Origin of the sequence: Gaoshiqia sediminis, from assembly GCF_025907915.1 — a bacterium.
GTDB lineage: Bacteria > Bacteroidota > Bacteroidia > Bacteroidales > Prolixibacteraceae > Gaoshiqia > Gaoshiqia sediminis.
The window spans coordinates 200,505-214,976 of the sequence record NZ_JAPAAF010000005.1 but is presented as its reverse complement, the minus strand read 5'-3'; the positions used below and the strand labels follow the sequence as shown (position 1 = coordinate 214,976).

The following is a 14,472-nucleotide window of genomic DNA, read 5'->3' as shown; positions in this document are numbered from 1 at the left end:
TGCTTCTGATAGATAATTGTTGTTTTCGGGAGTTTCCATTTCAGGTTTTTAGATGGGGAGTAAATAAAGAAAAGCAAAAAAATGACAAACCGATCCCCCCAGGATAAACAAGTGAAAAATGAGGTGAAAAAACGGGACCCGATGATACAAATAGAAAAATACGCCGCCCGAATAACTCACCCCACCCGCCAGCAGAAACCAAAGCGAAGTGTTGGGAACGTTTTGTATTACGGGCCCGATGGCCAGAATTACCAACCAGCCCATAGCTACGTATAGCCAGGTTGACAAGGTTCTCCATTTGGAAGAGTAGAACCAGATTTTGAAAACCACTCCGGCAATGGCCAGCGACCAAATCAGTCCGAAAATGGTCCAACCTACCCAGCCACGTAATGAAATAAGCGAAAGCGGCGTGTAGGAGCCGGCAATCAGAATATAAATCGCCGAATGGTCCAACTTGTTTAGCATTACTTTTAACCGGGGCTTTTTTACGCCATGAAATAGGGTAGAGGCGAGGTACAGTAGAATCATGCTGGTCCCAAAGACCGAGAAACTTATAATGTGCCAGATGTTTCCGTAAACGGCCCCAAAAGCAACCAGTAAAGTTACGCCTGCCACAGCCAAAGCAATGCCAATTCCGTGTGAAACACTGTTGGCAATCTCTTCTGCTTTTCTCAGCCTTTTTCTTTTTCCGTTTACCATTTCTTCAATTCCCCCAAAAGCTATGACAACGACAAAAATACAAAAACCATTTCACACTATTTTTACTAAACCGGAAGATAGAGGATCGAACTTTTGCGGTTTGTTTTTTGGGAAAGAATGATCGCGTTGTAGTTTGGCCCGTCCGGACGTTGTCTGCCGGATTTTTTCAAGTCGGGTGGTTTACAGATCGTTCTCCAGGATTTTTTTATACTCGATATCTTGCTTGATGCTTTTTACCAGGTATTCTTTGCATTTGTATTTCCGTTTTTTGGCATATTTCTCACCCTGAAATCCCATAACCTGCGCGATTTGTTTCAGTGGAACTTTATCGAAAAACATTTGGAGTATTTTTTGGCAGTCTTTCCCCAGGTTTTTAAAATGCTTTTGGTACAACCGGTATTTTTCGTTCATATCCACCGTTGTTTCAAAAGAACTGTCGTAAATATCATCGTTGAAATCGTGGTTGTCCCGTATTTTCTCTCGTTCGTTTTTCCTTTTTTCCAACTGTTTCAACCATAAAAATCGACAAACCGAATAGAGGTAGGTTTCAAATGAGCAGTCCAGCACCAGATCGTTAGCTTTCAACTTTCGGTAGATAATGATAATTGCTTCCTGGAAGATATCATTCGAGTCTTCATCATCTCCGCTGTTTTTTTTGATGAAGAAGTTAATCTTATAAAAGAAGTTCTTGTAGATATACTGAAGGATCAAATTGTCGTTTCTGAGGATCCCATGTAGGAGCTCTTCGTTTGTATAGTTTATCATTTTACCTCTTTTTGCTTAAAATTTCCAATGTTTATACAGCCTTAAAAAGAGCTTTTCTGGCTGAAAACCTGATTTCCTTCATGCAACGATGTTCATCGGTTAAATATGTCTATAAAATGTTGAATATACAAGAGTGTCGTTCAACATTTTTGGCCGTTGGTTTTGAAGGGTAAATGTAGCTATTTTCTTTAAAAACATGATGTTTCAGATGTTTTTATCTGTGTGGTTTAATTTTGAAAGAGATGTTGCCTTTTTTGTTGATTTGCATACGCTTGTTTTGTGTTTATTAAAAATGAAACTATTCGATGTAACTTGCTGTTTCAATAAATATGAAAATCACAACAATGAAAGAGCAACCTGTAACAGTATTTTGGTTTCGGCGCGATTTGCGAATTTCAGACAATCATGGGCTTTTTAAAGCATTAACTTCCGGTAGGCCCGTGCTTCCGGTTTTTGTTTTCGATACCGATATTCTAAATGACTTGGAGGACGATGATTCATGCGTGTCATTCATCTTAAGGCAGGTGCAGCAGTTGCAGGATAAGTTTGAGGCTGATGGGAGTTCGTTTTGGATTTATCACGGGAAGACGCTGGATGCCTTTAAGCGCCTGGTAGCTGAATATTCGGTTGAGCGCGTTTTTATCAATCAGGACTATGAACCATACGCCCGAAAAAGGGATCAGGAAATATTTGAATATCTTGGATCTATGGGTATTGAGATGAAGGCTTTTAAAGATCAGGTGATTTTTCATAAAAATGAAATATTGAATGGCGACGGAAAGCCTTATACGGTATTTACGCCTTACAGTAAAAGATGGCTGGCCAAGCTGTCTGAAAAGGATTGGAAGCCCTACCCATCCGAAAAGTATCTGGGTAATTTATTGAAGATGGCCCCATTGCGAAAATTTCACCATGTAGATATAGGCTTCCGTCGCGGTTCGTTGGAGATTCCACCACAGGAAATTACCCCGGAAATACTGACCGCTTACAAAGATAAACGCGATTTTCCTGCCGTGGATGCTACTTCTCGCTTGGGAGTTCATCTACGTTTTGGGACCATCAGTATCCGGCAGGTTACAGCTGCTGCGGTTCAATATTCGTCGGCGTTTTTAAACGAATTGATCTGGCGTAACTTTTATATGGATATCCTCTGGCATTTTCCACAGGTGGAGAAGCAATCGTTTAAACCGGCGTACGATCATATTGCCTGGATCAATTCTGAAAAGGATTTTGCCCGGTGGTGTGAGGGAACTACCGGGTTTCCGTTGGTTGATGCGGGCATGCGGCAACTAAACCAGACCGGCTTCATGCATAACCGGGTCCGTATGGTTACAGCGAGCTTTTTATGCAAGCATTTACTGATAGACTGGCGATGGGGTGAAGCCTTTTTCGCAGAAAAGCTACTTGACTACGAATTGGCATCGAATAATGGAGGTTGGCAGTGGGCGGCAGGTTCGGGGTGTGATGCTGCTCCGTACTTCCGGGTTTTCAATCCAATCCTCCAGCAGGAAAAGTTTGATCCTGAGTTGGTTTATGTGCATCGCTGGGTGCCGGAGTTTGGTACGGATCATTATCCAAAACCGATGGTCGATCATAGAATGGCGCGGCAAAGGGCGATTGATACGTATCGGGCCGGGTTGGTGGAGCGGGCTGGAGGTGAGGCTGTTAAGTCGGTTAAAAAATAAAAGGTAGACCCTCTGGCCTACCTTTTCTCACTAAACTAACTAACCTAACTAAACCTAAACTTATGAAAAAAAACGTACTACAAAGATATGCTTTTAAACAGTAAATGAGTTTAAAAATTTGTTAATTGTTGTTAAATTAGTGTTTTCTTTTAAATTATTGCCGCTATTGAGCGACAAAAGTGTAGGTGATGGTTCCTTTTTGCGGTGAAGGAGCCGCCTGGTTGGCATTAAAGATGGTCCTTAAAGCAGCTTGCCGGGCATATTCCGGAAGCATTTGATCATTTATCTTTCCTGCCGGACGAACCTCAGCTCTCACTACCTTCCCGGAGGTAGCTACCCAAATGTCAACCGTAATGGTGCCACCCCCTTGCGCCAGGTAAACCGGTACGGGGAGCCTCAGATGGTATCGGTTTTCAAGTGAATAGTGAATGTTGCTTTCCCCTGAATAAATCGTATTCCGGATGGAGTCAGGATGAACGCCTTCGGTTGTTTCTTCGGGCATTTCAAATTGTTTTATTTCGGGAATCTTTTTTGAAAGCTGGTTGTTAACATCGGAAACCAATTTCTGGGCCGCTTCCATTTCCTGTCGGTATGTTTCATCAAAAAACGGATCTTTGGCAGCGGCATCGTTCACTGCCCGGTTGCTACGAGTAGTGGTGGACAGTTGATCTTCACGTGCCGGGGTGTTTTCATCCTCTTGCTCTTCTTGTGGTATTTCGGGCAAATCGTCTTCAACGTCGCTAAAGTCAATGATAACAGGCTCTTCTTTCAACTCTCCCTTTAAATTGACATCGGCAAGCAAGAAGCTGCTAACCAGTAGGATGTGGAAGATCAATGTCCCCATGACGCCGTAAATATGATCTTTGTATAGTGTTGTCAGTTTCTTCATCAACTAAAATTCTACTTTCCTTTAATGGACTCGGGCTGCATTTTGTACTTTTTTGAAGCGTTTTTAAAGCGCCGGGTTTGCAGGGGTAAAGTTAAAAACAAAGAAAGGTATTTCTATTTATTATTTGCTTTTTCAAATATTGGTGCACGGTGTACGTTCAAAAGAAATTGATCTGCTGAGAATATCGATGGTGCTTTTAAAAAGCAGATATATTTAAAGAGGTAAGTCAATTGTTTTGACAAAGGATTAAGTAAATTGGAAGTGAAGATCTTTTTTCGGGTTAGTTGTTTATTTTTAACAGCAGAAGAAATTTTGAAAAAGGAAAGCTGAAAACAGAGGAATCGCGTGTGAAGATCTGGTGCATTATATGGATATCGGTGGTATTAATCCGGGCAAATGTAGCCTGGGGCGGTGATGCCATGACTGATTCGGTGGCTTCGGGGATAAACGATGCGGAACTTTTCTATGATAGCTTGAAAACCAAAGCATACCGCCACGGTTTAACCCGTTTCGTTTATCAAAATATTGTCAACGGAGTTTCCAGTCAACAGGAGTTGACCCGGCAATATGAGCAGTTGAAGCGTTTTCAGGGAAAAACCATCGCATCGGTTAATTTGAAACCGCTGGATGTTTTTGGGCCTACTTTTCGTGATACAACGCAAGTTGCACATTCGAAATTGGGTGTTTTTGCCAATAAAATGCATACAAAAACCAATACCCGCATTATTCGAAAGAATGTGCTATTTGAGCCTGGTGATAGCCTTGACCTGGAAAAAGTGATGGACAATGAGCGTATTTTTCGCTTGCTTCCATACATTAAAGATGTACGTTTTCTGGTTTCGGAACACGCGACTGACACCAATCTGGTAGATTTGACAGTATTGACCAAAGACGTTTTTTCATTTGGGATCGGCGCTCGTTTCAATGGCGTAGAGTCGGGCAATATCAATATGTATAACCAAAATATTTGGGGGGCCGGGCATCAAATTTCTGCCAATATAATTGGTCATATCCACGAAGAGCCTTATATCGGTTTTGAAGGCTATTATACCATCAATAATATTCATGGCGATTTTCTCAACCTTACTCTTGGCTATGCCAATTCGTACCGGCGTGAAGGGTTTTTATTCAATTTCGACCGACAGTTTTTGCGTACATCAACGCGCTGGGGTGGAGGATTGCTGGCTTGTCATTTTTATGAAACCGACCGGCTGTATCAACATTATCCGGTGATTACGGATACGCCGCTAAATTATAAATCGGTGGACTGGTGGAGCGGTTATGCTTTTCAGTTGAATAAAGGGCAACCAGCAAAAAATAAGCAGTTGGTTTTGTCAGGGAGGATTTGTTACCTGGAGTTTTTTGGCCGGCCCGGACCCGGGGCGGATGGTAGCCAATTTTTTGCAAACTCCAATTTGTACATGGCCGGACTGTCATTATCCAAACGCAATTATATTCGCGACCACCACATTTATGGCTACGGCATCACCGAAGATATACCCAAGGGCTTTTTGCATGAACTGGTGGTCGGTTTCGACGATCATGAATTTCATAACCGATGGTATGCCCATTTGTATCTGTCATCGGGGAACTTCATCCGCTACAAACCTTCCTATCTTTTTGCATCTGCCGGTATCGGAAGTTTTTTTAATGCCCGGCGTCAGGAACAGGGGCAACTGGAATTTAACCTGAATTATATCAGCCGGTTTTTCCCTTTCTTTGGTCAAAATGCACGTCAATTCATCCGGTTGAAATATTTGTACGGGATCAACCGGTTTGAACAGGAAGACCTGTTTCTGAAAAATGATTACGGGATCCGGGGTTTTTACAGCGATGTGGCTACCGGAAAGCAGCGGCTTGTTCTTAGTTTGGAAACTGTTCTCTTTCAAAAACGGGAAATCCTGAACTTCAATTTTGCCTTTTTTGGTTTCACAGATCTGGGTATCATTGGCCCGTCCAATCAGTCGGTATTTGCAGGAGATTACTATACTGGTATTGGCGCCGGATTGCGAATCCGGAATGAAAGTTTGGTTTTTAAAACCTTACAGCTTCGTTTAGCTTTTTACCCCGGCCATCCGTCTGATGTTAGCGCTATGGGATTTGGTTTTACAGAATTGGGGCGCCATTCGTTTTACAGTTTTCAGCCTCGAAAACCCGAACCGATGCATTTCTATTGAGATAAGGTGGTTGGATGAAACGGTAACAGTTGAAAACTTGCGAAACTGACCTGTTTTTCACATGTTTTCAACTGTTACCGGCTGCTTTTTGTTTTTCAACAGTTAATGTCTATGTCTTTGACGATAAGGTATATCCGGGCTAATTCTTCTGAAATGCTGTATTGGATAGCTCAGCTGGGTTAAAAACCGGAAAGTAATCCCCAAAATACTGGCTTACTTTGGTCATCAGGTGTACACGGTCCAGCCCGCGCACATTGTGCGGGTGGGTCGGATAAGCGAAAAAGTCAACCTGTTTGTTCAACCTTACACATTCACGCAGGAATTTTATGCTGTGCTGCATGACCACCGTGTCGTCCTGAACGCCGTGAATGAGCAGCAGTTTGCCACTCAGCCGATCGACAAGATTGATCATGTTTGACTGGGAATAACCAGAGGGATTCTCCTGTGGCATGTCCATATAGCGTTCGCCGTACATGATTTCGTACATTTCCCAATCGACTACCGGCCCACCAGCCACGCCAACCTTGAAAACATCCGGGTGCCGGAGCATCAGGTTGAGGGTCATAAAACCGCCGTAGCTCCAGCCATGTACTCCAATCCGCTCCGTATCAACATACGGGAGGCTTTTCAGATATTCAACGCCCTTCATCTGGTCGCCGGTTTCTTCAATTCCCAGTTGGCGGTGGATTACCTCTTCAAAGGCTTTTCCCCGATTTGCCGAGCCCCGGTTGTCGAGGGTAAAGGAAATGTAGCCTTTGGATGCCATGTAATACTGCCACAAACCGGCATCATTCAGCCAGGTGTTGTTTACCAGCTGCGCATGTGGCCCGCCATACACGTAAATGATGACCGGATATTTTTTGGAAGCATCAAAATCAGGTGGGAGGATCATCCGGCAATACAAATCGGTTTTTTCATCTGCCGCCTTGATTGTAAAGAGCCGGTTTTCGCCCAGCTCAAATTCTTCGAGGGTGTTTTTGCCTTGATGGACATTTCGCAACTGTTTTCCGGTTGTACTTATCAAATCGGTTTTTGAAGGCACATCAACCGCCGACCATTGGTCGATCAGTTTGTCTTTTGATGGCGACAACATGGCTTGGTGGGTGCCGGTAGCGCTGCTGAGCCGTTGGATTTTCCCGGTGGCAATTTCAACCCTGTAAATGTGCCGTTCAACCGGACTTTCTTTCGTGGCCTGGATGAAAATGAATTTTTCTTTTGCGTCTGTTCCGTAAAAATCGGTCACTTCCCAGTTGCCCCGGGTGATTTGGCGGATTAATTTTCCGTCGGTGCCAAACAGGTAGATGTGGTCCCAGCCGTCTTTGCGCGACCAATAGTAAAACTGATTTGGGTTTGTTTTTGAAAACTGAAGGGGGTGCTGTGGCTCCACGTAAGTTGCACAGGTTTCTTCAAAAAGCGTTTTCACTTTTTCACCGGTTTCCACTGCGTATTGATTGAGCTGCATGTGATTTTGTTCACGGTTCAGTTCGGCCACGTAAATGTATTGGTCGTTTGGCCCCCAGCTTATGTTGGTCAGGTAATGGTCGGCTGGCTCGCCGGTTTTTAGAGACACGGTATTTCCGGTTTCCAGGTTGTAGATGCCCAGTGTAACCTGATGACTTTTCATGCCGGCCATGGGGTATTTTACCGGCGTGTGTTCGGCCTGGCGGGTCATAAAATCAACCAGCGGATAATCTTGAACCATGCTTTCGTCCATTCGGTAAAAGGCGAGGTACTTGCCCGAGTTCGACCAAAAAGTACCCTTTTCAATGCCGAATTCGCGCCGGTGCACTTCCTGTCCGCAAACGATTCCCGGTTGGGTTTCGAAAGTGATTTGCTTTTCGCCATCCGAATTTAAGATGAACAGATTTTGTCCTTTAATATAGGCTAAGTGGCTGTTTGCCTGACAGAAATCCAATTTGTCGGCCTCGTCTGGGATCGTGAGGTTCAGACTGATTTTCCGATCAGCCAAATTAAACTGCAACATATTTTTCCGGTGCCGGATGTGCAGTCGGTTTTTGTCTGAAAACGAAAAGTCCGGAAAACGTACCAACGAAATTGCGGTTTGGGCCAGCGACTGGTTAAGTTCGTCCAAGGTCAGCAAAACAGTGGGGGAGTCCTTTTTTACCGTGTTGGCCCAAAGCGTGTCGTTGATCAAGTATGCAAAGGTTTCGTCATCTTTCCATTGCAGCGATTGAAGCCGTTCGGGCCTTAAATAGGTATATTGACCAACAACGGCATCTTCGATACTGAGTTGTTCTTGGGCAGAAACTGCGGTTAAAAACAGCGTGAATAGCAGCCAGAAAAATGATGTCTTCATAATCTATTATTAAAGCAGGTAAAATTAGGATTGAATTGTTTTTGGTGAAATGAGTTATCGCATCTTTCGTTTCGTTACAGCTCGCTAGCTGAGTAAATTCAGGATTTCATCCTTGGTGATGGCTTTGAACGGGTTGTTAGAGTTGATAAATTTCTCGGCCAACGATGATTTTCGCTCCTGTAATTGCTGAATTTTGCCTTCGATGCTGTCTACGGTGATAAAGCGGTAAACCATCACTTTTTTGTCTTGCCCGATGCGGTGGGCGCGGTTAATGGCTTGCAACTCGGCTGCCGGGTTCCACCACGGATCGATGATGAACACATAATCGGCCGAGGTCAGGTTCAGGCCAACGCCACCGGCCTTCAGCGAAATCAGGAAAATGCGGTTGTCCGGATCTTCCTGGAAACTTTTGATAACCTGTTCGCGGTTGGTGGTTTGGCCTGTCAGCAGGGAATACTTCCATTTTTTCATCTCAATTTGTTCTTTCACCAGTGTGAGGTGTTTCACAAACGACGAGAATATCAGTACTTTGTGTTTTTCTGCCATCAAGCTTTCCAAACTACGGAAAATTTCGTCAAACTTGCCCGACTCGTTTTCATCGGTATCGTGCAACATCGATGGGTGGTTGGCGAGTTGCCTTAGCTTGGTGAGTCCCTGCAAAACGACAAAGGCTGATTTTTCAACGCCTTCCTTTTCAATGTTCTCCAGAATTTGGTTCCGGATGGCCGACTTTTCTTTTTCGTAAATACGCTTTTGGTTGCCGGTCATCTGGCAGTAGCGGATTTGCTCGGTGAGCGGCGGCAAATCGCGAGCAACTTGCTCTTTGGTCCGCCGCAACACAAAAGGCCGGATCAGCGTTTGCAGCTTTTCCTGTTTCTCCGGATCATTTTTCTTTTCGATGGGCGTGATAAACTCGCGTTTAAAATAAGCGAGGTTTCCCAGCAGCCCTTTATTGATGAAATTGATCTGCGACCACAGATCGGACAGTGAGTTTTCGATGGGCGTTCCGGTAATTACCAGTCGGTTACGGGCTTTTAGTTGGCTAACCGTTTGGTAGGTTTTCGACCCCGGATTTTTAATGTTTTGGCTTTCATCCAAAATCAGGTAGAAAAATTCATGTTCTTGCAGTAAATCAAAGTCATTGCGCACCGTACCGTAAGTGGTTAGGATGATGTCGTAATAACCCAACAATTGTTTAAAGCCACCGGCCTTTTTTCGTTGAATGCCGAAGTGCTTATATACTTTCAGCGATGGGGTGAACTTTTGGATTTCATTTTCCCAGTTGTGAATCAGCGAAGTAGGCATCACAATCAGCGAAGCGGGTTGATCTTTTTCTGCCTGCTCCTCGTTTTTGTGATTTTCGGTATCCGAAAACAAACTCATTTGCTCGCTGTGGGTGTCAAATTCAGGGATGACGATTTGCTTTTTGAGTCGTTTCAGTTTCAGCAGCAGGGTCAGGGTTTGCAGGGTTTTGCCCAAGCCCATGTCATCGGCCAGACAGCCGCCAAATTGGTGCTCGTACAACTGGTACATCCACGAAAAGCCTTCGTGCTGATACGATCTCAAGGTAGCCTGAATGTTGGCTGGGAGGGCAACTTTCTTTTCCGCGTTTTTTCCAATATCGAGCAACCGCTGATAAAAGCTTTTGTCGATACCTTTCAGCCGCTTCTGGATGAGCTGGTAATGGTATTTTCGTAGGTGGAGGACTTGCCCGTCCTGCTTGGCAAAGTGCATTAAATCCTTGTATTCGGTGAACCATTCGATGGGCAAAATGGCTGTTTCTCCGTTGGGCAGTTCAAATTCGCGAATGTCATTCAAAATGTACTTTCGTAGCTTGAGGAACGGGATTTGGTAATCGCCAAACGTAACATTGGCATAGATGTCGAACCAGTCGGCATTGGTTTTAATTTGTATATCCAGCGCTTGTTGCTCAGTGAAATAGCGCTTTTCGAATTGGTTTTGCTGAAGTTGGAAACCGGCATCATTCAGTTGTTGCCGGTTTTTAGCAATCCAGCTAATCAATTCATACAAACGGTCAATATCCGAAAGCAGCTCTGCGCCCTTGGTAAACCAACTTCCGTCTTTTTCAATCAAACCCAAATTTTTCAAGGTTTGCAGCAAACCATTTTCCCATTCCCGATTACGCAGAATTTTGATAAAATGATAATTCCCGTTTTCCTGTTTCAGGCTCACGGCCACTTCGGTTTTACTGTTGGCCAGGTATTCGTTACCGTTGTATTCAAATTTTGGCAGAAAAATGGCTTCCATCCGCAGGTTGGGCTCCAACGATAGGATGGCCCGCTTATTGCCTTCCCCTGCGGACACGGTGAAGCCGGTAGCTTTTACCGAATGTTCTTTCAGGGTATTCAGCACAAAGCTTTTGTAGTATTTATCTTCTACCTGTGACGGAATAAAAATGGCTTCTTTTTCGAAAAAAGGCAGCAATTTTTTGGCGCTGATTTTTTCGAAAGCATACATTTTATTCTGCCACACCAAGGCACATGGATTGCTGCTAACCAGGGTGACTGTTCGATGCAATAGATTTAGCGGTTTATTGTCGTGCTCCAGTTGCAGGCTATAACGCGTACCCGCCTCCGAACGGTCGAACCGGAAAATACATTCGGAAAAAGTAGTGGGCACCGTAATCACGTCTTCGTCGTACAGGTTGGAATATTTTGCCTGCTTAAAAAATAGACGTGTCTGTCCGCCCATTAACAGGCGGATGATGCGGTTTATGTGTTTGTCGATGTACGGGCTGATGTGGTTCTCGAACAAGTCCGGATCCATTTGCTGGAAGAATTTGCTGGCTTCTTTTAGCTTCGAAAATTTCTGAACCAGCTTTTCGTCGCTGTATTGTTCAATCTGTTTTACGAGGGCGATCTGTTCTTCATTAAGGTTGAGGGAGGCCAAGTCGCGCAGTTTCACCAGCTTTTCGATGGCGTAAAAAGAGATTCTTTTTTCAATCAAAAAAGCTTGAAAAATATACCCGAAGGTGCGATGTTCCGTTAATCCTACAATAAATTCCAGCGCCATATTCCCGTATGAAATTATAAGTCAATATCATTTGCGAAGGCGTTCCGATAAACTCCTTGCTTCAACCCAAAACTTCAAATATACATGAAAGGGAAATGTCGCGGAAATTTATTTTTCGAGTATAAGGAAAAAAGTAGCAGCTGGTTACGGGAAATTACTGATCACTCAGGAATTCCAGCAGGATTTGATTGGTTTCGAGGGTTTTTTCAATGGCGATGAGATGGGCGGATTCTAATATTTCGGTTTGCAGTTTGCCGATCGGTTTGGTGCGCTCCGTCACCTGTTGGGGCGTTCCGGTGTGTTGATCGTTTGTGCCCAGTACCAGCAACACGGGAGCTTCAATTTTGGCGAGCTCTTCCGGGGCGATGGCCATGGGGTAGGCCGTGTGGGGCACACATCCGCGCAATACGGCATCGTACCAGTCAGTCCATGCGGCGGTCGTTTCCGAAGTTCCAATCGTCCAGGTAGCCACTTTTTGCCGGATTGCGGGCAGCGGAAACATGCTGATGGCCAATCGCTGCCACAGAAATTCCGGGGCGGGTTTATGAATGCCCATGGGAGCGATCAGCGCCAGTTTGCTGACACGCCCGGGGGCGTTGATGGCACGTAACAACGCGTTTCGTCCGCCCGTACCCGCGCCGGCCAGTGCCATGTTGTCCAAGCCCAGGCTGTCGGCAATTTCGAGGTAAAGCCGGGCCAGTTCCTGTTCGCTTTTCGGGAAGCTGTTTAAGTCGGCCAGTTTGCTTTTCCCGGCTTCACCCGGATGGTCGATGGCATAGCAGCGGAAATGGCTTGCCAGTACCGGGAAATTGGCGCTCCAGGAAACAGCGCCCATATTTTCAGCAGGAAACAACAATAATGGTGGAGCCGTATCCGGGCCTGCTATCAGCACATGAATTTTACCGTATTGGTTCCCGATGAACAGGCTTTCAGTGCCGGTTGGCCAATCTTTTTGCAGCTCATCATACCGGGCCATAATTTCTTCCCGGTCGGCTGCTGAACGGTAAATTGTGGAGCGCAGGTAAATTTTTCCGGCAGAAAAGTAGGAAACCAACAAGAAAATGATGATCAGCAGCTCGGTGCGCTGGCTGTAATTGTTGATTTTTTCGCTCAAAAAATGCCGGACGGGCTTCATAAACAGTAGGGAAAGTATAAGCACAACGGGTACCAGTTGTAGGTACTGTTTGGTGAGGAAGGACGACAGGCCCAGTAAAATGATGATTAGTAGGAATAAGGCTTTCAGTATTCTTTTTATCAGGTTCATGGCGAAAAATCGAAATTTGTTTTCGCTGTAAAAATAAACCTTTTAACGGAGGCCGTAAAAAAAGCAGCCCGGAAAGCAATTGACAAAGTCATCCTGAACTTGTTTCAGGATCTAAATCAACTCGGAGACTGATCTTGTAATAAATTCGGAATGACAGTTTTTGACGAAATCTTTACTTCCTACACAGCCACGCCATTGTCAATAGCTTTCCGGACAGCCTTGTCGTTTGCTGTCGTCATTAGTCCTCGATAAATTGTCAGGACCAACGACCAACGAATTTTTCTATTGCCCGGTTAACAAAAACTTGTTGATGTTTTCGACAAACATATTTTTGGTGTCTTCTTTTGTTCGGCCAATGCCTGCAGTCATTACCGGTTTGCCTTCCACCGGGATATATAAAAATGCCGGAATACTTTGGATGCCAAACACACCGGCCAGTTCCCGTTCTTTTTGCGTGTCGATTTTATACACTTTCACTTTCCCGGCATATTCATTGGCAATTTCTTCCAAAATAGGCGCAGCAATTTTACAGGGGCCGCACCAATCCGCATAAAAATCGATGATGACGGGCACTTTGCCCAGGAACTTCCATTCGTTTGGCGATTCGTTGTAGTTCCATACTTCTTTTAAAAACTGGTCTTTGGTGATGAGGGTCGTTCCTCCTTCATTTGCTTTTGTTTCTGAAACACTTGCTATGTCTGCCGGATTTGCTTTCCCGTTTTCGGCTGCGCAAGCCTGAAAACTTAGGGCTGCCAGGCTTAGGATAAATACTAATTTTCTCATATTATTACTGTATAACTGTTTTCTGGACATGATTTTCATTTTAAAAACATGTAAATATATAAATATATCAGAAGATATCCATCAATAGCCATGCCACTTTTTTTTGCGTCCTAAACGCAACCTTCCATGGCTGATTTCAATCTTTTTTTAAATGTTTGAAAGGAGGAAGTCTATGAAAGAGTTGTTGAAACTTAGTTTAATCGGGCTGTTGGCCTTGGGATTGTTTGGTTGCGATTTGAATGATGATGACGATTATTCGTTGGGCAAATTTTGGGTTGGTTTCGGTGTGGTAACTTTTGATGACCTGGAAGGTACAAGTTACACCGTGAAAATGGACAACGGCTCGGAGTTGTTCCCGGTAAACATATACCGTCCGCATGGGATGGAAGACCGCGACCGGATTTTGGTGAATTATACCATTGTGGGCGACAAGCTGGTGACCGATGATGTCAGGCAGTACTTTGTGAAGATCAATTCGATGAAGGACATCCTGTTTAAGGGGATTTTCGATATCACACCCGAAACGGAAGACAGTATCGGGAACGATCCGGTACACGTGAAGGATGTTTTGAAAACAGATAGTTTATTGACGCTTGAACTGGGTTTTTACGGGAATGGTGGAATCCATTACATCAACCTGGTTAAAGAACCCGGTGGGCTGACTGCCGATGATCAGCCTATTCAGTTGGAGCTGAGGCACAATGACAATGCCGACGAGCCGCGGTACAGGATGTCAGCCTTTGTTTCGTTTACACTGTCAGCTATTCAGCTGGCCGGACAGGATTCAGTTTCGTACGTGGTTACCGGCGACGATTATGATGGCGAAACATTCACTTACGAAGGGGTTTATCGTTATTGAT

10 protein-coding genes are annotated in these 14,472 nt (G+C 44.5%); 3 read left to right on the top strand and 7 right to left on the bottom strand.

Annotation, left to right across the window (positions count from 1 at the left end):
• Positions 1 to 48: 48 nt before the first annotated feature.
• Both trhA and N2K84_RS05885 read right to left on the bottom strand, forming a co-directional pair.
• Positions 49 to 699: a PAQR family membrane homeostasis protein TrhA gene (gene trhA / locus N2K84_RS05890; RefSeq protein ID WP_282590860.1), complete on the bottom strand. Its 651-nt coding sequence runs from the start codon at positions 697 to 699 to the stop codon at positions 49 to 51.
• Positions 700 to 879: 180 nt separating this feature from the next.
• Positions 880 to 1,464, bottom strand: coding sequence for an RNA polymerase sigma factor (locus N2K84_RS05885; RefSeq protein WP_282590859.1), 585 nt, complete (start codon positions 1,462 to 1,464; stop codon positions 880 to 882).
• Between the two features lie 344 nt (positions 1,465 to 1,808).
• Here N2K84_RS05885 and N2K84_RS05880 point away from each other — a divergent pair, with 344 nt between their 5' ends.
• On the top strand, positions 1,809 to 3,149 hold the full coding sequence (locus N2K84_RS05880) for a cryptochrome/photolyase family protein (protein ID WP_282590858.1): 1,341 nt from the start codon (positions 1,809 to 1,811) through the stop codon (positions 3,147 to 3,149).
• Between the two features lie 163 nt (positions 3,150 to 3,312).
• On the opposite strand, the gene N2K84_RS05875 is transcribed toward N2K84_RS05880, so the two are convergent.
• Positions 3,313 to 4,038, bottom strand: coding sequence for an energy transducer TonB family protein (locus N2K84_RS05875; protein WP_282590857.1), 726 nt, complete (start codon positions 4,036 to 4,038; stop codon positions 3,313 to 3,315).
• 347 nt (positions 4,039 to 4,385) lie between these two features.
• Between N2K84_RS05875 and N2K84_RS05870 the strand changes: the two genes are divergently transcribed.
• The gene (locus N2K84_RS05870; RefSeq protein WP_282590856.1) at positions 4,386 to 6,215 is read left to right on the top strand and encodes a BamA/TamA family outer membrane protein; all 1,830 of its coding nucleotides are present in this window, start codon (positions 4,386 to 4,388) and stop codon (positions 6,213 to 6,215) included.
• Between the two features lie 139 nt (positions 6,216 to 6,354).
• Here the strand turns inward: N2K84_RS05870 and N2K84_RS05865 are convergent, their stop codons facing one another.
• The 4 genes from N2K84_RS05865 to N2K84_RS20435 form a co-directional block, all read right to left on the bottom strand.
• On the bottom strand, positions 6,355 to 8,532 hold the full coding sequence (locus N2K84_RS05865; RefSeq protein WP_282590855.1) for a S9 family peptidase: 2,178 nt from the start codon (positions 8,530 to 8,532) through the stop codon (positions 6,355 to 6,357).
• A gap of 84 nt (positions 8,533 to 8,616) precedes the next feature.
• The gene (locus N2K84_RS05860) at positions 8,617 to 11,565 is read right to left on the bottom strand and encodes a DEAD/DEAH box helicase (protein WP_282590854.1); all 2,949 of its coding nucleotides are present in this window, start codon (positions 11,563 to 11,565) and stop codon (positions 8,617 to 8,619) included.
• A gap of 154 nt (positions 11,566 to 11,719) precedes the next feature.
• Positions 11,720 to 12,829, bottom strand: a complete 1,110-nt coding sequence (locus tag N2K84_RS05855) for an alpha/beta fold hydrolase (protein WP_282590853.1) — start codon at positions 12,827 to 12,829, stop codon at positions 11,720 to 11,722.
• A 282-nt stretch (positions 12,830 to 13,111) separates the two neighbouring features.
• Entirely contained in the window at positions 13,112 to 13,612 is a 501-nt protein-coding gene (locus N2K84_RS20435) for a thioredoxin family protein (RefSeq protein WP_345894128.1), read from the bottom strand.
• A gap of 172 nt (positions 13,613 to 13,784) precedes the next feature.
• On the opposite strand from N2K84_RS20435, the gene N2K84_RS05845 reads away from it, so the two are divergent.
• Positions 13,785 to 14,471, top strand: a complete 687-nt coding sequence (locus N2K84_RS05845) for a NigD1/NigD2 family lipoprotein (protein ID WP_282590852.1) — start codon at positions 13,785 to 13,787, stop codon at positions 14,469 to 14,471.
• Position 14,472 lies beyond the last annotated feature (1 nt).

Coding starts and splice junctions, on each gene's coding strand:
- N2K84_RS05885 (WP_282590859.1), bottom strand. CDS start 1,464: ATGATAAACTATACAAACGAAGAGCTCCTACATGGGATCCTCAGAAAC.
- N2K84_RS05845 (WP_282590852.1), top strand. CDS start 13,785: ATGAAAGAGTTGTTGAAACTTAGTTTAATCGGGCTGTTGGCCTTGGGA.
- trhA (WP_282590860.1), bottom strand. CDS start 699: ATGGTAAACGGAAAAAGAAAAAGGCTGAGAAAAGCAGAAGAGATTGCC.
- N2K84_RS05860 (WP_282590854.1), bottom strand. CDS start 11,565: ATGGCGCTGGAATTTATTGTAGGATTAACGGAACATCGCACCTTCGGG.
- N2K84_RS05855 (WP_282590853.1), bottom strand. CDS start 12,829: ATGAACCTGATAAAAAGAATACTGAAAGCCTTATTCCTACTAATCATC.
- N2K84_RS05880 (WP_282590858.1), top strand. CDS start 1,809: ATGAAAGAGCAACCTGTAACAGTATTTTGGTTTCGGCGCGATTTGCGA.
- N2K84_RS05865 (WP_282590855.1), bottom strand. CDS start 8,532: ATGAAGACATCATTTTTCTGGCTGCTATTCACGCTGTTTTTAACCGCA.
- N2K84_RS05875 (WP_282590857.1), bottom strand. CDS start 4,038: ATGAAGAAACTGACAACACTATACAAAGATCATATTTACGGCGTCATG.
- N2K84_RS20435 (WP_345894128.1), bottom strand. CDS start 13,612: ATGAGAAAATTAGTATTTATCCTAAGCCTGGCAGCCCTAAGTTTTCAG.